This is a genomic window from Rhodococcus sp. IEGM 1366 (genome assembly GCF_033142425.1).
GTDB lineage: Bacteria > Actinomycetota > Actinomycetes > Mycobacteriales > Mycobacteriaceae > Rhodococcus_F > Rhodococcus_F globerula.
In genome coordinates this window covers 645,686-661,817 of sequence record NZ_JAWLRZ010000001.1, presented here as the reverse complement: position 1 = coordinate 661,817, position 16,132 = coordinate 645,686, and the positions used below count along the sequence as shown (strand labels likewise).

The 16,132-nt window shown below is 62.0% G+C and carries 19 protein-coding genes and 1 pseudogene; 10 read left to right on the top strand and 10 right to left on the bottom strand.

Features of this window, described 5'->3' with window-relative positions; genetic code table 11:
• Nucleotides 1–65 precede the first annotated feature (65 nt).
• The 7 genes from R4P64_RS03255 (at nucleotide 66) to R4P64_RS03225 (ending at nucleotide 6,618) form a co-directional block, all read left to right on the top strand.
• On the top strand, nucleotides 66–1,571 hold the full coding sequence (locus R4P64_RS03255) for an MFS transporter (protein WP_287160757.1): 1,506 nt from the start codon (nucleotides 66–68) through the stop codon (nucleotides 1,569–1,571).
• Nucleotides 1,572–1,634: 63 nt separating this feature from the next.
• The gene (locus R4P64_RS03250; protein WP_317819244.1) at nucleotides 1,635–2,315 is read left to right on the top strand and encodes a HEAT repeat domain-containing protein; all 681 of its coding nucleotides are present in this window, start codon (nucleotides 1,635–1,637) and stop codon (nucleotides 2,313–2,315) included.
• A 65-nt stretch (nucleotides 2,316–2,380) separates the two neighbouring features.
• Nucleotides 2,381–2,755 carry a nuclear transport factor 2 family protein gene (locus tag R4P64_RS03245; RefSeq protein ID WP_317819242.1) on the top strand — a complete coding sequence of 125 codons (375 nt, stop codon included), beginning with the start codon at nucleotides 2,381–2,383 and terminating at the stop codon, nucleotides 2,753–2,755.
• A gap of 1 nt (nucleotide 2,756) precedes the next feature.
• Nucleotides 2,757–3,713 carry an alpha/beta hydrolase gene (locus tag R4P64_RS03240; protein WP_317819241.1) on the top strand — a complete coding sequence of 319 codons (957 nt, stop codon included), beginning with the start codon at nucleotides 2,757–2,759 and terminating at the stop codon, nucleotides 3,711–3,713.
• Between the two features lie 33 nt (nucleotides 3,714–3,746).
• Entirely contained in the window at nucleotides 3,747–4,703 is a 957-nt protein-coding gene (locus tag R4P64_RS03235; protein WP_317819240.1) for an SMP-30/gluconolactonase/LRE family protein, read from the top strand.
• Nucleotides 4,704–4,759: 56 nt separating this feature from the next.
• On the top strand, nucleotides 4,760–5,827 hold the full coding sequence (locus R4P64_RS03230; protein WP_095888072.1) for a Dyp-type peroxidase: 1,068 nt from the start codon (nucleotides 4,760–4,762) through the stop codon (nucleotides 5,825–5,827).
• Complete coding sequence (locus tag R4P64_RS03225) at nucleotides 5,824–6,618, top strand: family 1 encapsulin nanocompartment shell protein (RefSeq protein ID WP_033235271.1); 795 nt, start codon at nucleotides 5,824–5,826, stop codon at nucleotides 6,616–6,618. The genes R4P64_RS03230 and R4P64_RS03225 overlap by 4 nt, the downstream gene beginning before the upstream one ends.
• Here R4P64_RS03225 and R4P64_RS03220 read toward each other — a convergent pair.
• The 6 genes from R4P64_RS03220 to R4P64_RS03195 all read right to left on the bottom strand — a co-directional run bounded on the left by R4P64_RS03220 (nucleotide 6,607) and on the right by R4P64_RS03195 (nucleotide 10,471).
• Nucleotides 6,607–6,942 carry a hypothetical protein gene (locus R4P64_RS03220; RefSeq protein ID WP_287160750.1) on the bottom strand — a complete coding sequence of 112 codons (336 nt, stop codon included), beginning with the start codon at nucleotides 6,940–6,942 and terminating at the stop codon, nucleotides 6,607–6,609. The genes R4P64_RS03225 and R4P64_RS03220 overlap by 12 nt on opposite strands.
• On the bottom strand, nucleotides 6,939–7,763 hold the full coding sequence (locus tag R4P64_RS03215) for a DUF692 domain-containing protein (RefSeq protein WP_317541761.1): 825 nt from the start codon (nucleotides 7,761–7,763) through the stop codon (nucleotides 6,939–6,941). The genes R4P64_RS03220 and R4P64_RS03215 overlap by 4 nt, the downstream gene beginning before the upstream one ends.
• Nucleotides 7,760–8,638, bottom strand: coding sequence for a TIGR04222 domain-containing membrane protein (locus R4P64_RS03210; RefSeq protein ID WP_317819239.1), 879 nt, complete (start codon nucleotides 8,636–8,638; stop codon nucleotides 7,760–7,762). Before R4P64_RS03210 ends, R4P64_RS03215 begins: the two co-directional genes overlap by 4 nt.
• Nucleotides 8,635–9,534 (bottom strand): TIGR04222 domain-containing membrane protein, encoded by a 900-nt coding sequence (locus R4P64_RS03205; RefSeq protein ID WP_287160746.1) that lies wholly within the window; start codon nucleotides 9,532–9,534, stop codon nucleotides 8,635–8,637. Before R4P64_RS03205 ends, R4P64_RS03210 begins: the two co-directional genes overlap by 4 nt.
• Nucleotides 9,531–9,680 (bottom strand): hypothetical protein, encoded by a 150-nt coding sequence (locus R4P64_RS03200; RefSeq protein ID WP_287160744.1) that lies wholly within the window; start codon nucleotides 9,678–9,680, stop codon nucleotides 9,531–9,533. The genes R4P64_RS03205 and R4P64_RS03200 overlap by 4 nt, the downstream gene beginning before the upstream one ends.
• Nucleotides 9,681–9,796: 116 nt before the next feature.
• The gene (locus tag R4P64_RS03195) at nucleotides 9,797–10,471 is read right to left on the bottom strand and encodes an SDR family oxidoreductase (RefSeq protein WP_233365568.1); all 675 of its coding nucleotides are present in this window, start codon (nucleotides 10,469–10,471) and stop codon (nucleotides 9,797–9,799) included.
• A 77-nt stretch (nucleotides 10,472–10,548) separates the two neighbouring features.
• Here R4P64_RS03195 and R4P64_RS03190 point away from each other — a divergent pair, with 77 nt between their 5' ends.
• From R4P64_RS03190 to R4P64_RS03180, 3 genes are read left to right on the top strand one after another with little or no spacing between them, the layout of a single operon-like run.
• Nucleotides 10,549–11,472: a metal ABC transporter substrate-binding protein gene (locus tag R4P64_RS03190; protein ID WP_092805261.1), complete on the top strand. Its 924-nt coding sequence runs from the start codon at nucleotides 10,549–10,551 to the stop codon at nucleotides 11,470–11,472.
• Nucleotides 11,469–12,200: a metal ABC transporter ATP-binding protein gene (locus R4P64_RS03185; RefSeq protein ID WP_317541754.1), complete on the top strand. Its 732-nt coding sequence runs from the start codon at nucleotides 11,469–11,471 to the stop codon at nucleotides 12,198–12,200. The genes R4P64_RS03190 and R4P64_RS03185 overlap by 4 nt, the downstream gene beginning before the upstream one ends.
• Nucleotides 12,201–12,203: 3 nt before the next feature.
• Nucleotides 12,204–13,136, top strand: a complete 933-nt coding sequence (locus R4P64_RS03180; RefSeq protein ID WP_317819237.1) for a metal ABC transporter permease — start codon at nucleotides 12,204–12,206, stop codon at nucleotides 13,134–13,136.
• On the opposite strand, the gene R4P64_RS03175 is transcribed toward R4P64_RS03180, so the two are convergent.
• The 4 genes and pseudogenes from R4P64_RS03175 to R4P64_RS03160 all read right to left on the bottom strand — a co-directional run.
• On the bottom strand, nucleotides 13,060–13,743 hold the full coding sequence (locus R4P64_RS03175; protein ID WP_033235264.1) for an ABC transporter ATP-binding protein: 684 nt from the start codon (nucleotides 13,741–13,743) through the stop codon (nucleotides 13,060–13,062). The two genes, R4P64_RS03180 and R4P64_RS03175, sit on opposite strands and share 77 nt — an antisense overlap.
• Nucleotides 13,740–14,870 (bottom strand): ABC transporter permease, encoded by a 1,131-nt coding sequence (locus tag R4P64_RS03170; protein ID WP_033235263.1) that lies wholly within the window; start codon nucleotides 14,868–14,870, stop codon nucleotides 13,740–13,742. The genes R4P64_RS03175 and R4P64_RS03170 overlap by 4 nt, the downstream gene beginning before the upstream one ends.
• 143 nt (nucleotides 14,871–15,013) lie before the next feature.
• Nucleotides 15,014–15,730, bottom strand: a complete 717-nt coding sequence (locus R4P64_RS03165; RefSeq protein WP_317819741.1) for a cyclase family protein — start codon at nucleotides 15,728–15,730, stop codon at nucleotides 15,014–15,016.
• Nucleotides 15,731–16,132, bottom strand: a pseudogene (locus R4P64_RS03160) (TIGR03668 family PPOX class F420-dependent oxidoreductase); the annotation flags it as partial.

Here is a 16,132-nt window from a genome sequence, read left to right as displayed (position 1 = left end):
CCCGGTTGGCTGTATTCGACAGGGGGTCAATCGAATTCGCAGATTTCCCGAAAGGATCTCCAGCCATGGCGTCTGATGTCCACAGCTCCGGTTCGTCTCCCAGTCTGTCCGAACCGACATCGATACCGGAGCGGTGGACTCCGCGACTGGTGTTCTCGCTGGCGTCAATCGTTCTACTCCTGGAAATGCTGGCAGTGAGCTACATGATGATTTCCACGGCGTTGCCCGCAATTTCGGTGCACTATCAAACGACGCAGGGAGCCTGGCTGCTGACGTCGTTCCTGCTGCTGGGTGCGGTCGCGTCGCCACTGCTCGGCAAGCTCGCAGACATGTACGGCAAGCGAAAAATCCTGCTCCTGGCGGTTGCGGGTGCAGCAGTCGGATCCTTCATCTCGGCGATCGCGCCGAGCTATGCCGTCCTGATTCTGGGCCGGGCGCTGACGGGTCTGCTCGTTCCGTGCTTGTTCTTGAGCTACTCCCTTATTCGAGATGTGTTTCCGCCGAAAACTGTTGCGCTGGCAGTCAGTATCGCAACTTCCGGTATGGGTCTGATCGCTATTCCGGCGCCGTTCCTCACGGGTTGGTTGATCGACAACCACGGTTTCCGGAGCATCTTCTGGTTCTTCTTCGTCGGGTTGATAATCCTTGGCGGCATGATCTTCGCTTCGACGGCGGAATCTGCTGTGCGACTACGCTCGTCGGTCGATCTGATCGGTGCGGCGCTCCTCGGATCGGGTATCGCAGGAATTCTGATCGGCGTCAGCTTCGGTCCGACCTGGGGCTGGACGAGTGGTTCGACGCTGGCTTATCTGATCGGCGGCGTCGCGCTACTGATCGCGTGGGTGGCCTCTGCTCGCGCCATCCGTGAGCCGCTGATCGACCTGCGCTACTTCGGTAAGCGTTCGGTGATGCTCACTGCCGTCGGCGCAGGGTTCTGCTACGGCGCTTCGGGCGTATTCACGATTCTGCTACCGATGATGGTGATGACCCCAGCAGTCCTCGGATTGGGATACGGATTCGGCGTCACGGCAGAAGGATTCGCGATCTTCCAGGCGCCTCTGGGCGGCATGGTAGTGGTCGGTGGCTTGATCGTCGGCTTCCTCGTTGGCCGCAACATCCGACCTCGTCTGCTGATGATCATCGGCATGACCCTCATGGCGGTCGGGTTCACCTTGACAGCGACCATCCACGACAACAAGCCGCTGCTCATCATCTTTGCCGGAATCTTCGGCGTCGGTATGGGTATGGGCTACGCGTCGATTCCGAACCTGCTCATCGAAGCAGTGCCGCCGCAGTTGCAGGCGACCACGGCGAGCATGGTCGCGGTCTTCCAGAGCATCTTCCCCGCAGTGCTTCCCGTCATCGCCTTCACGGTCTTGAACTCGCACATCGCGATGGCGATGGAGGGCGCTGTGTTCTACACCGACGAGGGCATGCGTATCGCGTTCCTGATCGGCGCTGCTGCAGCAGTTCTCGGCGCGATCGCAGCTGTGTTCCTGCCGCGAAACATCGTCCAGATCGGCGCAGAAGACGGCGCGGCGCAGGAGACGTCCCTCCTCCCTGCTCACTGATCGGAAATGCTGCGCGTGTAGATCCGGGCTGACAGGATTGGGTGTACCGACGAAAGGACTCCCATGACGTTCGCGGATCTGGACGGCGATGAACTGTGGAGTTATCTGCAGGAGCGTTCAGGATTGCCCGGCCCGCGCGCGAACCTCGCGCTCATGCTCGAGTTCGCGCGCGGCGCCGACAGCGACGACATCCTGCAGGCGGTGGAGTCCGAAGACGAATACATCCGCTGCTGTGGGATCGTCGGGCTCGGATTCATCCTTGTTCGTTCGCGCGACAAGGCTGTTCTGGACAGTCTGACGGAGGCAACCACCAGTGCGTCGTGGCGTGCACGTGAAGCTGCCGCGATGGCTGTTCAGGCGATGGGTGACACGGATCCGGAATTGTTGCGGGCGATCATCGAGCAGTGGGCACGTTCCGCCCATCCATTGACGCTGCGCGCAGCGGCTGCCGGGATCTGCGAGCCGCGGCTGCTGAAGGACAAGACCAACGCTGTGCTGGCCGTCCGGGTGTGCCGAGACGCTACCGAGTGGATCGTCTCGCAACCAGCTGATTCCCGTCGTGACGCCGACACACGTACTCTCCGGCAGGCGCTCGGATACTGCTGGAGCGTCGCGGTCGCGGCGGATCCGGAGAATGCCCTGCCGGCATTCGTCTCCCTGGAGGCGTCGGACGACGCCGATGTCGTCTGGATCGTGCGGGAGAACCGGAAGAAGGCTCGCCTGCGTAAGGTGCTCGAAACCTGACCCGTGGATCAGAGACGTAGGTTATCCTCAGAATTAGAACCTGTTCTAACTACGAGGGGTAGACCATGGCACCGTCCGCAGAGGTAATCCGCAAGACCGTCGACGCCTACATCGAGACAGTTGCCACGGGCACTGCCGCCCAGGTTGTGGCCCTGTATGCCGAGGGTGCAACGGTTGAAGACCCGGTTGGTTCCGACGTGCGCACCACCCGCGAGTCCATTCTCGAGTTCTACTCCGTGATCGAGAATTTCGACCAGGAAGCTCACCTTCAGACCCTCCGCATCGCCGGAAACGAAGCGGCATTCCACTTCTCGCTGATCACCAAGCTCGGCGAGCAGACCCTGACCATCGCACCCATCGACGTCATGACCTTCGACGACGACGGAAAGATCCTGTCGATGCGTGCATTCTGGAACCAGGAAGACATGATCACCGCCTGATATGACGGTGAAGACGATTGATGTCGACGGATTCCGTTGGCAGATGGACGATTCCGGTTCTGGGACAGCCGTGGTTATGTGTCACGGCTTTCCCGGCCTCGGGTACAGCTATCGGCATCAGTCGGCAGCGTTGGCGGAAGCCGGTTTTCGGGCGATTGCGCTCGACATGCCCGGTTACGGCGGTACTACCCGTCCCGATGCGATCGACGAATACACCAACGACGCGGTCGCCGCCCGGATGATCGCGCTTCTCGACGCTCTCGGAATCGACAAAGCCGTCTTTGTCGGTCACGATTTTGGCGCACCGGCTGCGTGGACCACCGCTCTGCGCCACCCCGATCGTGTTGCGGGACTGGTCTCGTTGGCAGTTCCCTACGCGCCCGACAGGTTTCCCGCCAAACCCTCTACCATCTACGCCGCGATGGCGCGCAAGCACTTTCTGCACATCCACTATTTCCAGGAACCGGGTGTGGCGGAGCGGGAACTCGACGCCCAGCCGCGTGAATTCCTGCAGCGACTCTTCCACGCTTTGTCCGGTGCCTATCGATACCTCGATGTGTGGGATCACCCCTCCGAGGGAAACGGCTACCTGGACGTACTCCCCGAGGCGCCCGCGTTGCCGTGGTCGTGGCTCACGGAAGAGGACTTCGATGTCTACGTAAAGACTTTTACTGCAACAGGATTCACTGGAGGATTGAGCTGGTACCGAGCCTACGACGCCAATTGGGAACGCAATGAGGATCTCGACGGCGCTCACATCGGTGTTCCGATGCTCTTCATCGCCGGCGCGGACGATCCGGTCATCGCGATGACCGGCCCCAAGGCATTGGACCGCATGAAGGACACCGTCCCCGACTTGCGAGGTGTGCACCTTCTCGGCGGCGCGGGGCACTTCGTACAACAGGAACGTGCTACCGAGGTCAATGAACTTTTGATCTCGTTTCTTCGGGGTCTCTAGGCGTAATCCGTCAGAAGGTCTAGCCTTGCGCAGATGCGAACCAGGATCTTCGATCGCGGTATTCGGGTAGGTATCACCGGCGCTCTGGTTGCCGGTTCGCTTCTGGCGCTGGGGGTGTCCGGCGCCGAGGCTGCTCCTCTCTGCCCTGGATCGTCCCCCACAATCCTCAGCGCTCAGATTCCGGGCGCGGCCCTCGAGGGCGTCACCGTGGACGGACATGGCCGCCTGTACACAACGGACTTGGTGAGCGGGCGCATCTTTCGGATCGACGCGCCGGGTGCGGCAGCAGTCCCGATTGCGACGGTTCCGGGCGGGGCGGGTGCGTTGGCCTGGGATACGGACGGTTCGCTGCTGGTGGGAACCGGAGCCAACGCCGGCGTGCTGATCGGCGATCTGACGCGGACTGCGTCTGTCGCGCGGGTGGACGTGAACTCGGGTGTCGTGACGCCGATCGCCGGTGGTCTGAGCGCTGCAAATGGTCTTGCCGTGGCACATGACGGAACGATCTATGCCACCAACGATTTTGGTTCGCTGATCGGAAAGGTCAGCCCCAACGGCGCCGTAGACCCGGCGTGGGCGAGCCTCCCGAGTGCTAACGGGGCCGCATTGAGTGCCGACAATCGCTGGCTTTACGTGTCGCGCACGTTTGCCAATCCGGGGGTCAGCCGCATCTCCGTCGACAATCCGGGCTATTCGGAGTCGCTCGTTGATCTCAGTGGTCTCGAAATATTCTCAGCCCCAGATGGTTTGACGTTGGATTCGCATGACCGCGCGATCGTCCCCACGGACATCAGCGGTGAGGTGTGGCGTATCGACGGCCCCGGTCAGTACTGCGCGCTCACCAGCGGACTTCAGGCGTCGAGTGTGTTGACCTACGGGCGCGGCAATTCCGGATTTGCGGCCGGACACCTCTACCGGGCCGGGTTCGACGGAAAGATCTTCGAGATTCCGGCGGGATTCGACGCGGGTGCTCAGGCGGCGACACCGTAAGTCGGACTTCTCGACTACTGCTGCCGGGAGTGTCCAAATCGGCCATACTGGTCTGCATGGCGGAAACGAGTGCGATCGACGAGGCCGAGAGAGCTGGGACAAGCCTGCCCGCGGTACCCCAGCCACTGCTGACGCCGCTCACGGAGGCTGCGATCTTCCTGGTTTTCACCATCGACGAGGGTGGTGAGCAGGCAGTTCACGACGTTCTGGCTGATATCTCGGGGCTGCAGCGATCCATCGGATTCCGGGTTCCCGCAGGTGGCTTGGCCACCGTGGTCGGCATCGGTTCGGATGCCTGGGACCGATTGTTCGAGGGCCCGCGACCTGCGGAACTGCATCCGTTTGTCGAGCTGACGGGTGACAAACACCACGCTCCCCGCACGCCGGGTGACCTGCTGTTCCACATCCGGGCCCGTCAGATGGATCTGTGCTTCGAGTTCGCTTCGGTTGTGACGACGAGGTTGGCCGGGGCGGCTTCCGTGGTCGACGAGGTGCACGGATTCAAGTATTTCGAGCAGCGCGATCTGATGGGGTTCGTGGACGGCACCGAGAACCCGTCCGGACAAGCGGCATATGTCGCGGTCACTGTCGGCGACGAGGATCCGGAGTTCGCGGGCAGCAGCTACGTCATCGTCCAGAAGTATCTCCACGACATGTCGGAGTGGAATGCTCTGCCCGTCGAGGAGCAGGAGAACGTCATCGGACGCTCCAAGCTCGAAGACCTCGAGATGGACGACGACACCAAGCCCTCCAACGCTCACACCGCACTCACCGTCATCGAGGACGAATCTGGCGAGCAGATCCAGATTCTGCGTGACAACATGCCGTTCGGCCATGTCGGCTCGGCGGAGATGGGCACCTACTTCATCGGTTACTCGGCATCGCCGACGGTCACCGAGCAGATGCTCCGCAACATGTTCATCGGGAATCCCGTCGGCAACTACGACCGCATTCTCGATTTCTCGACCGCCGTCACCGGTATCAATTTCTTCGTTCCGACGGCGGATTTTCTCGACGATCCACCGGACGTGCCGGCCAGGCTCGTCCCCGAAGCAACGTTCACAAAGCCCATCTCTGACGGTTCTCTCGGAATCGGCAGTCTCAAAAGGAGTGCCCAGCAATGACAAACCTGCACCGCGACCTAGCACCCATTTCGGCAGCAGCGTGGGCCGAGATCGAAGAAGAGGCCAGCCGCACCTTCAAGCGTCACGTTGCCGGCCGCCGGGTTGTCGACGTCGAGGGTCCGTCGGGCGACGATCTTGCCTGTGTTGCGTTGGGGCATCAGGTTCCGATCAGTTCACTCGCGGACGGGGTGATCGCACACGCTCGTCAGTCGCAGCCGATCATCGAACTGAGGGTGCCGTTCACCGTCAGTCGCCAGGCAATCGACGACGTCGAGCGCGGCGCAAAGGATTCCGATTGGCAGCCGGTCAAGGACGCGGCGCAGAAGATCGCCTTTGCCGAGGATCGTGCCGTGTTCGAGGGATACCCGGCGGCAAATATCACGGGTGTGCGCGCGAGTGGTTCGAACCCTGAACTGAAGCTGCCTGCCGACGCCAAGGATTACCCCGAGGCCATCAGCCAGGCTCTCACGGCGTTGCGTCTGGCCGGTGTCAACGGCCCGTATTCGTTGCTGCTCAACGCAGATGCGTTCACTCAGATCAATGAAACCTCCGACCACGGCTACCCGATTCGCGAGCACATCAGGCGGGTGCTCGACGGCGACATCATCTGGGCTCCGGCTATCGACGGTGCGTTCCTGATGTCCACGCGCGGTGGCGATTACGAGTTGCACATCGGGCAGGATCTGTCGATCGGCTATCTGTCGCATGATGCCGAATCGGTGGAACTGTACTTCCAGGAGTCGATGACATTCCTCATGTACACCAGTGAAGCCGTTGTCTCACTGACGTAACCGTCGATACTGAACTGGTAACCGTCGATACCAGGGCCGGCGCGGCAGTTCGCCGATGTCCTGCAGGTGGGCGACAAACGCTTGGGCGTCGGCATGTGACGACGTCTTCGGTCGCCCGACGGCCCAGGCCGTGAACAACTCGAGATATCGATCGCCAAGGGTGTGGCGCACCATCGGAAGGTGGTGCGCCACTTCTCCGGCGCGCTTGCGAATCAGGGCCACCGACGCGACAGTGGTGTCCGCTGCATTGAATCCCGGCGGTAATTCACCGCCCGCGACCAACGCCCGTATCAGGGCCTCTTGACGTGCTCCGAGGCTGCTCATGTGCGTGACCACTCGGTATTCGCGGTGATACGACGCAGTCCTGCAGCATCGGCTATGGCATCGAGTTCGCCCAGAAGTTCGTGCGCTGGTGGGTAATTACCGTCCCGCTCGAGCATGATCGCGGGATGGTGCCCCGCCGCGGTGAATTGCTCGAGCAGTTCCACGACCTGCCGGGGAACGGGATCGGTGTGGGTGTCGTGGTACTTGCCGTCGTGCACGCTGCCACCGGCGATATGGCAATACGCAATGTGTTCCAGGGGTAGTCGGCACAATTCGGTCCATGGATCCAGGCCACGGTTGAGCGCATTCGCGTAGACATTCGCGATGTCGAGTACCAACCGAACCTCGGTGCGTTCGATCAGTTCCGACAGAAACTCGGCCTCGGTGAGTTCGTCGTCCGGCCAGTCGAAGAGAGCCGCGATGTTCTCCACCGCGAGTGGTACGGGAAGACTCTCCTGGATGTGGGTGATGTTGCGCGTCAGGACATCCAGAGCCTCGTACGTCCGGGGAACCGGCAACAGGTGCCCCGCTTCGATGCCGCCGGCGCGGACAAACGCGATGTGTTCGCTGACCATCGGCACGCCGCGCAGCCCGGCTACCTGGGCCAGGTGCTCGACGCGCCGAGGATCTAGCGGGTCCGCGCCACCCAGCGACAGGGAAATGCCGTGTGGGATAACCGGAACGGCTAGCCGTTCCAGTTCGGGCGGCAGTGAACTGCCGAGGGATTCCGCAATCACCTCACAGAACGCGAGGTCGTCCAGCTGAGCGATGATTCCCGAGATTTCGGGGCGCCATCCGATTCCGAGGCCGTGGAGAGTCATCCCCCGCACCCTCCGCCGCCGCCACCACATCCGCCGCCGCCACCGCCACAACTACTTCCGCTGCTGTCGCCGCCTCCACTGCTTCCTCCGTCGGCGCCGATTCCCGCTGCGGACGCCAGCGCCGGATTGATCATCAGGAACGCCGATCCGGCGAAGAGAGCCGCGGACATGCCGGCCAATCGTGGTCCGTAGGCGGAGAACGCGGGGTTGTTGCGTGGAGCGAGGTAGTCGTGAGACTTCGTCAACGCAGACCGCGCCGCGTTGCCTGATGCTGTGCGATCGAACGTCAATCCGAGGACGGGGATCATGAAGCCTGTGGCGATCACAGCGAGAAGCAGGAACTCGAAAGGCTTGTCGCCCACCACCCCGAACACGATTCTCACGACTCCGACTGCCACCAGGATTTTCAGGGGAAGAGTGGCGAACCAGATCGACCGCCGTGTACTCGGCGCCGTCATATATCCCTTGTCTACCAGTGAGTCCCGCAGCTGCGCCGATTCCACCGTCATTCGTTCGGCCAGTTGGCGTCGACGGTGGGGTGAGGCTTGCTCGGCCAACTTGTCGTAGACCGTGCGGGTGTACCAATCGAGTGTCGCGTCACCTGGTCCCAGCGGCCGGAGAACCGCGCCGTCGATCGTGATCAGACCGGCGCCGCGCAGGATTGCCAACGATGCTGCGATAGCGCGGGCCTCACCCGTGAGCATGCCGACTTCGGGTGGGGTGAGCTGATCGATGAAGTCGACGGGGACCTGGCGTGCTCGAAGCGTCAAGCGCCACAAGACGGTCAGAATCGCCAGCGTGATCGCGACAATGATGTAGCCGTACAGGAATTCTCGGCTGGGAATTCCCCAGGTGTCGGCGGCGTAGGCGTTCATCCTCCGCACCCCCCGCCTCCACAACTGCTGCTGCTACCGCCACCATCCGAACCCGAGAACGAGCCGCAACTGTGGGAACTCGAGCCTCCACCGCCGGGGCTGTACGCCGCGCCGGCAGCCACAGCTCCTGCCAAAGCCGGATCAACCAGAACCAGTGCGCCGGAACCGAACAGGGCTGCCGACAACCCGGCGAGAGATGGCCCGTAGCTGGTGAACGACGGCCGCAGTTTGGGCGAGAGGTACGAGTTCTCATGCTTGAGTCGACGCAGTTCGCTTTCACCTAACGCAGTGCGTCGACGATTGATGCGTAGCAACGGAATCAACGCTGCCAACACGACGATCGTCAGAAGCAGAAATCCGACGGGCTTGCCGCCGGCCACGCCGAAGATCAACCGGACCACGCCGAGGCCGATGACTGCCACCAGAGGGGTGGTTCGCAAGAGTGCGTCGACGCCCTGCTGCGGGCGCTGAAGGTAGCCCCCGTCGATCAGTCCCGTACGGAGTTGGGCGAGCGCGACATTCATCCGCCCGAGCAGGCGGACCTGACGTAGCGGTACTGTGCCGCTGCCGAGTCGCTTGTGGAGAGTGCGGGTAAACCAGTCCAGGCGACCCTTGTCCTCCTTGGTCAGGACTCGTGCGGCCTTCCCGGCGGTGGTGATGAGATCGGCGCTGCGCAGTATTGCCATCGAGGCGAGGATGGCCTGGTAGTCGCTCGTCAGGGCCCCGACTTCGGGGGGCGTCAGTGGCCGTCGAACCGCGTCGACAACTGTTGGTGACCGGCGTGCTGCCATTCGGCTGTAGAGAGACAGTCCAACAGCGACTGCAGCGGCTACGAGGTACCACTGCAGGAAGGTCTGGCTGGGAATTCCCCAGGTGTCGGCTGCGTAGGTGCTCATCCTCCCCACCCCCCGCTGTCGGTCAGGATGCCCATTTCAGCAGGCGTCAGGGGGCGGGCGATCGCCAACGCGCCGTGGGTGGCGGCGACGTATCGCGCGCGGCAAGGTTCAGTGGAAAGTTCCCACTTGTCCGTATGATTATTCATTGCGCTCCACCTTTCAACGTCCTTGTCCTACAACTGATGTCAGTATCGGGGCGCGTTGCGAGAAAGCGATATCCAGGGGTCGATCGTCACCATTCCGTTACCGTCGAACAGGAGTTTTACCGGCCGGTAGGTCGGAGAACTATCTCCGTCGGATGGGCGTCGGCGGGAGTTTCGACGGCAGTGCGCACCGCACGTGCCACAGTGGAGGCCTTCAGGAAGCTGCTCGGTTCGTAGTTTCCGCCCTCCCCGGCAACAATCTCGCGCTGCATATCGGTGTCGATTCTGCCCGGGTGGATGGACGTCACGCGCAACGACGGTTCCTCGAGCCGCAATGCGTCGCCGAACGCCCGGAGTGCAAACTTGCTGGCTGCGTACGATCCCCAGCCGGCATTGGCGCGCAGTCCGGCGCCGGAGTTGATCAGCACGACGTGACCGCCGGCGGCACGGAGAGCGGGAAGGAGTACGCGAGTCAGTTCGGCTACGGCGATGACATTGGCCTCGAATGTGCGCCGCCACTGATCGACCGAGGATTCCTCGATGGTCCCGAGATCCGCGATACCGGCATTGTGGACCAGGACATTCAGCTTGTTGACGGGAACGGATGCGGCGACGGCGTCGTAATCGGTGAGGTCGACGGGCCACGATGTGGAACCGGGCAGTTCGGCGGTGATCGCCTCGAGGGAAGCCGCAGAACGGGCGCCGAGCACCAGGTCGTGGGTCGGTGCGAGTTCGCGCGCTATCGCAGCTCCGAGGCCGCGGCTGGAACCGGTGATCAAGGCAGTAGGACGCATGGGCTGAGCTTAACGACCCATGATTGTTCGGCTACCCGAACTTGTGTATTTGATAGCCCTGACATTAGAGTTTTACTATGACGACTCGCGACGCGAAAAACTACCGCCGCCTGGGGATTGTTGCTCTGGCGGCAGTGTTCCTCGCTGGATGCTCTGCGGTGAACTCCGCCGACGATGACCGCCCGGTAGTACTGACGACGTTCACCGTCCTCTCGGACATCGCGCAGAACGTCGCGGGCGACAATCTTCGCGTCGAGTCGATCACCAAGGCCGGAGCCGAGATCCACGGATACGAACCGACTCCCGGTGACATTCGTCGTGCCAACGAGGCCGATTTGATCCTCGACAACGGCATGAATCTCGAAGCGTGGTTCGCCAAGTTCGTAGACGGCCTCGACGTGCCGCACGTCGTGGTGAGTGAGGGCGTCGAGGGCATTCCCATCGCTGGTGACGCCTATGCGGGCAAGCCCAATCCGCATGCGTGGATGTCGCCGTTGAACACACAGATCTATGTCGACAACATGGTGGCCGCGTTCAGCGATCTTGATCCGGATAATGCCGCAGCATTTGCCGAGAACGGGGCGAAGTACAAGGCGGAACTCCAATCGGTGCAGGATCGGCTGGTCAGCGGACTGGCAACGCTGCCTGCCGGTCAACGCGCGCTGGTGAGCTGTGAGGGCGCGTTCTCCTACCTCACCCGAGATGCCGGGCTCAGTGAGGCGTACATCTGGCCCGTCAACGCCGAGCAGCAAGCCACCCCGCAACAGATCATTGCGGCCATCGACTTCGTCCGGGCCAACGCAGTTCCCGCGGTGTTCTGCGAGTCGACGGTCTCGGATGCCCCGATGCAGCAGGTTGTCGGCGCAACGGGAGCGAAATTCGGCGGCACTCTGTACGTCGACTCGTTGTCCGAAGCAGACGGCCCCGTGCCCACGTACCTGGACATGATTCGTCACGACACCGACGTCATCCTCGGCGGACTCACCGGAGGCACATCATGAGCGAAGCGATCCGCGTCGAGAACGTCAGCGTCCACTACGGCGACGTGCATGCGCTCGAGCACGTCGACCTGACGCTGAACTCGGGCAGCGTGTGCGGTCTGATCGGGATGAACGGCTCGGGAAAGTCGACGTTGTTCAAGGTGATCATGGGAATGATCAAGCCGGACAGCGGGTCTGTGCGTATCGCCGGCATCGAGGCGATGGTGGCCCGCAAGAAGGGGTACGTCGGATACGTTCCGCAGAGCGAGGACGTCGACTGGAGTTTTCCGATCAGTGTTCGCGACGTGGTGATGATGGGCCGGTACGGGCACATGGGGTTCACCCGGCGTCCACGACGCGCTGATCGAGATGCTGTTGCCCACGCTCTGGAGCGAGTGCAACTGACAGAATTCGCGGACCGCCAGATCGGGCAGCTGTCCGGTGGTCAGAAGAAGCGCGCGTTTGTTGCGCGCGGTATTGCGCAGGACGCGTCGATCCTGTTGCTCGACGAGCCTTTTGCGGGCGTCGACAAGCGTTCCGAGGCAACTATTTCCACACTTCTTCGGGAATTGGCGGCCGACGGACGGTCGATTCTGGTCTCGACGCATGACCTCCACGCGGTTCCGAAACTGTGTGACGAAGCGGTACTTCTCATGCGGAAGGTACTGGTCCATTCCGACCCCGATACCGTGCTTCGGCCGGAGAACCTTGCCCTCGCCTTCGGCCTCGACGTGATGGACAGGACCTGATCGATGAACATCGTGGAACTACTTCTCGATCCGCTCGAATACGGATTCATGGTGCGCGCCTTGGCTGTTGCCGTAGTCGCCGCGGTGGTGTGCGGCGTGCTCAGCTGCTGGTTGGTGCTCATCGGGTGGTCGCTCATGGGTGATGCCGTGTCCCACGCCGTCCTGCCGGGAGTGGTGCTGGCTTACGTCGTCGGAGCACCGTTTGCCATCGGCGCTCTGATCTTCGGGCTGATCGCCGTCGCGTTGATCGGATTGATACGCAACACGAGTCGCGTCAAGGAGGACGCCGCGATCGGGATCGTCTTCACCACACTCTTTGCCTTCGGGTTGGTGTTGATCTCGGTCACGCCGAGCCAGACCGACCTCAATCACATCATCTTCGGTAACTTGCTCGGCGTGAGTTCGTCGGATCTTCTGCAGGTGGCGGTGCTCGGTGCTTTGGCCCTTGGCGTACTACTGGTCAAGCGCCGCGATCTCACGCTGTTTGCCTTCGATCCCGTCCACGCCAACGCAATCGGGCTCTCCCCCAAGCGGCTCAGTGCGTTGCTGTTGGGAGTTCTCGCGCTCACCGCCGTGGTCGCGCTGCAGGCCGTCGGGGTCGTGCTGGTGGTTGCCATGCTGATCATTCCCGGTGCAACGGCTTACCTTCTGACCGACAGGTTTTCGCGGATGTTGATGATCGCGCCCGCCATATCGGCAGCATGCGCGATCACCGGCATCTACATCAGTTACTACCTCGACACCGCGTCCGGCGGCATGGTGGTGATGACGCAAGGGATCGTCTTCACTCTGGTCTATCTGTTCAGCCCCAGGCACGGGGTTCTGGCCAAGTGGATTGTGCAGCGGCGCAGACGATCGCTCAGTGCGCCTGCAGGCGCCCGTCAATCATCTCCAGAACTCGATCGCAGTGACGAAGCACTTCGTGATCGTGGGTGACCATGACGGTGGCGACGCCGCTCGAGTGAGTTTCGCGGGCAAGTAGTTCGACGATGTCGTGGCTGCGTTGCCGGTCGAGCGCTGCGGTGGGCTCGTCCACCAACAGTACGGAAGGATCGCTGATCAGAGCGCGCGCAATGCCCACTCGTTGACGCTCACCACCGGACAGCTGACCCGGTCGTCTGCTGGCGCGGTGGGTCATCCCGACGGCCTCGAGCAATTCTGCCGGTGTTTTCGATCCCTTTCGGCCGGTGATCTTCTCGACCAGACGCAACTGATCGGTCGCGCTCAACGCCGGAATGAGATTGCCGGACTGGAACACGAATCCGATGTTGTCGCGGCGAAACTCGGCCAGTTTCTTCTTGGACAGGCCGGTAATGGTGGTGCCGTTCACGGTCACGGTGCCGCCCGTCGGGGTTGTCAGTCCACCGGCAACGGCAAGCAGACTGGATTTTCCGGCACCGGACGGGCCGACGACGGCTACGATCTCGCCGGGCAACACACTCAGGTCGACATTGTCGAGTGCGGTGACGTTGTTGTCGCCGTCGCCGAAACAGAGCTGCGCCGCAGCAAGATTCAATCCGAGCGTGGTAGTTGTAACGGTCATCGGTTTTCTCCTAGCGCGGCAAGGGGGTCCACAGACGAGATGCGGGCGATGGCAACAACGGCTCCGGCAAGACCGAGGACGGTGAGCAGTGCTGCACCGCTGACGACGGGGCCCGCCTCGAGAGCAAACGGCATCCCGGATCCGGTGAGTAGGCTACCGAGACCCAAACCTACGGCCACACCGGTCAATACGGATGCAACGAGGACGATCACAGCCTGCATCAGACCGTCTCGCAGCAGAAATCCGGTGGACGCTCCCATGGCGCGCATGACTGCGATTTCGCGGCTGCGCTGCACCGTCCAGATGGTGAAGAACGCACCGACCACCAAGGCTGATATTGCGTACAGGAAGGCCTTGATCATCGTCATCGTCATCATCTCGGCGCTGTAACCCGGTGAGGATTCGAAAGATTCAGTCAACGTCTTCGATGCGGTTCCGGCAGCAGCGTCGCCGGCACTCAGATCGGGAAGTACACCGTCGACGCCTTGGATGGCGATAACACTGCCCTCGTTGTAGGCGTCGGCGCGCGGTGCCTCACCGGCCTTGGTGCCGGCATGGATCTGTTGCCAGGTGCTCAGCGGAACATACGCAACGTCGACGTGGCCGAAAGTTCTTTGGTCACTGGTGAATCCGACAACTGTTAGATCCGTTCCGAGGCGGTCGACGGTGACTGTATCGCCGAGATTCACACCCTCGTCGCGGGCGGTGTTGCTGACGATGACGGTGTTCTCGCCGCTCAGCGCGGTACCTTCTGCGGCCGCAGGTTCGAGGAACGAGCCAGGCTCGATCCCGAAAAGTGTGAGGTCGACGGGGGTGCCGTTCTGGGTTTTTGCATTCACGATCATGTTTCCGAACAGGGCTGCATTGGCTACGTCGGGACGCTCACGCCAGGCTTGGGCCTGCTCTTCGGTGACCACCGAACGGCTGAATGCGGAATCGGATTTGGTGCCTTCGGCAAAAGCAAAGGCTTGTGCCGGTGTGCGTTGCAGGCCCGATACGCCGTCGTTGACGAGGCCGGAAGACAGTCCGGCCATGATCACCATCAGGATCGAGATGAGGGCGATCACGGCGCCCATCAGCAAAAATCGAGTTCGCGCGAACACGAGTTCGCGCACGGCCAGAAACATGATGCCTCCGAAGTGTGTCGGCGACCTGGCCGACGGTTGTACGACAATTACGACGCTGTAGCTATTACGACACTGTGTCGTAATCATACCGACGCCCTGTCGGGAACATGTCGACAGGGTGTCGGTAAGTGTCGTTATCTACGTCAGATCAGCGCATACACCGTCGCCGGCGACCCGGAACCGCCACGATTGACAGTGCCTCCCACAAGCACATGCGCACCCGTGGTGGGGAGGGCACTCAGGTTGGCAAGATTCTCCAGACTGATGCGATGGGCGCCGTACAGCAGGGTGGAGACGGCGTAGCTGTCGTCGCTCCCGGCGTCGGGTCCGAAGGTGTCGGTACCCAGGGCGCCTCGTCGGCCCAACCGTCCGGAATCGAGGAGCCACCGAACTGCGTCGACGCCAAAGCCCGGCTGATGAATACCGGAGGCGTCGATGTTCGCGTACAGATCTGTGCCCCAACGGGATTCCCAGCCGGTCCACAAGATCACCGCAGCGCCGTCCGGTATCCGCCCGTGCCTCGATTCCCAGTCGACCAGATCGTCGACCCTGAGAATGTAGTCGGAATTCCGGGCAGACTTCTCCCGGATGTCGATTTTCACTGCGGGTAAGTACAGGTCGGAAGGATCCAATTGATCCGCGGTCAGGCCGCCGAGTTCAAAATGTGCCGGTGCGCCCCAATGTGTTCCGGTGTGTTCACCCTGCTTGACGTACTGCAGGTAATAGCCGTCAGCTTCGACGGTGGTGGCCGTCTCGAGGGCGAACTCCGGGTCGCCGGGAAAGATCGGCGTGGATGCGGGGTCGTTGACATGTGAGAGCGAGACGATGCGATGCGGTGTGCCAAAGCTGTTGCTTTGCAGCGATTCCCACGAAGACCAGCGAACATTGCGTACTGCGATCACCTGGCCGTTCGGGCGGGTGTCAACGTATTGAGGGTATTTCGAAGCCAGGGCGTCGATCGCGCTCTCCGCCTCGTCGGTTCCCGGCTCCAGAATTTCGGCATCACCGTCCGCCCGTACCCACCACAGCTGCGACCAGTCGTCGTCGTAGCGATCGACCAGCAGGCTGACGTGGCCCGTCGCGGCTATGTTCTTCAGCCGGCGAAGTGCGGTTGTGGTTTTCGGTTTGTGGTCGACACACGAGTAGACGGTGTTGCCGACAACAACAAACACGAGCGGCACGATGTGGGGAACACTGTTGGTATCGGCGGTCGCCAGTCGTGCTACTCGTGCTGTGGAGAATCGTGCTTTCGGATCGTCCAT

What these genes read in the sequence shown, in the direction of transcription:
- R4P64_RS03175 (WP_033235264.1), bottom strand. Translation starts at nt 13,743, where the DNA reads ATGACCGTTACAACTACCACGCTCGGATTGAATCTTGCTGCGGCGCAG.
- R4P64_RS03185 (WP_317541754.1), top strand. Translation starts at nt 11,469, where the DNA reads ATGAGCGAAGCGATCCGCGTCGAGAACGTCAGCGTCCACTACGGCGAC.
- R4P64_RS03250 (WP_317819244.1), top strand. Translation starts at nt 1,635, where the DNA reads ATGACGTTCGCGGATCTGGACGGCGATGAACTGTGGAGTTATCTGCAG.
- R4P64_RS03245 (WP_317819242.1), top strand. Translation starts at nt 2,381, where the DNA reads ATGGCACCGTCCGCAGAGGTAATCCGCAAGACCGTCGACGCCTACATC.
- R4P64_RS03215 (WP_317541761.1), bottom strand. Translation starts at nt 7,763, where the DNA reads ATGACTCTCCACGGCCTCGGAATCGGATGGCGCCCCGAAATCTCGGGA.
- R4P64_RS03235 (WP_317819240.1), top strand. Translation starts at nt 3,747, where the DNA reads ATGCGAACCAGGATCTTCGATCGCGGTATTCGGGTAGGTATCACCGGC.
- R4P64_RS03255 (WP_287160757.1), top strand. Translation starts at nt 66, where the DNA reads ATGGCGTCTGATGTCCACAGCTCCGGTTCGTCTCCCAGTCTGTCCGAA.
- R4P64_RS03200 (WP_287160744.1), bottom strand. Translation starts at nt 9,680, where the DNA reads ATGAATAATCATACGGACAAGTGGGAACTTTCCACTGAACCTTGCCGC.
- R4P64_RS03220 (WP_287160750.1), bottom strand. Translation starts at nt 6,942, where the DNA reads ATGAGCAGCCTCGGAGCACGTCAAGAGGCCCTGATACGGGCGTTGGTC.
- R4P64_RS03180 (WP_317819237.1), top strand. Translation starts at nt 12,204, where the DNA reads ATGAACATCGTGGAACTACTTCTCGATCCGCTCGAATACGGATTCATG.
- R4P64_RS03195 (WP_233365568.1), bottom strand. Translation starts at nt 10,471, where the DNA reads ATGCGTCCTACTGCCTTGATCACCGGTTCCAGCCGCGGCCTCGGAGCT.
- R4P64_RS03210 (WP_317819239.1), bottom strand. Translation starts at nt 8,638, where the DNA reads ATGAACGCCTACGCCGCCGACACCTGGGGAATTCCCAGCCGAGAATTC.
- R4P64_RS03230 (WP_095888072.1), top strand. Translation starts at nt 4,760, where the DNA reads ATGGCGGAAACGAGTGCGATCGACGAGGCCGAGAGAGCTGGGACAAGC.
- R4P64_RS03240 (WP_317819241.1), top strand. Translation starts at nt 2,757, where the DNA reads ATGACGGTGAAGACGATTGATGTCGACGGATTCCGTTGGCAGATGGAC.
- R4P64_RS03225 (WP_033235271.1), top strand. Translation starts at nt 5,824, where the DNA reads ATGACAAACCTGCACCGCGACCTAGCACCCATTTCGGCAGCAGCGTGG.
- R4P64_RS03205 (WP_287160746.1), bottom strand. Translation starts at nt 9,534, where the DNA reads ATGAGCACCTACGCAGCCGACACCTGGGGAATTCCCAGCCAGACCTTC.
- R4P64_RS03170 (WP_033235263.1), bottom strand. Translation starts at nt 14,870, where the DNA reads ATGTTTCTGGCCGTGCGCGAACTCGTGTTCGCGCGAACTCGATTTTTG.
- R4P64_RS03190 (WP_092805261.1), top strand. Translation starts at nt 10,549, where the DNA reads ATGACGACTCGCGACGCGAAAAACTACCGCCGCCTGGGGATTGTTGCT.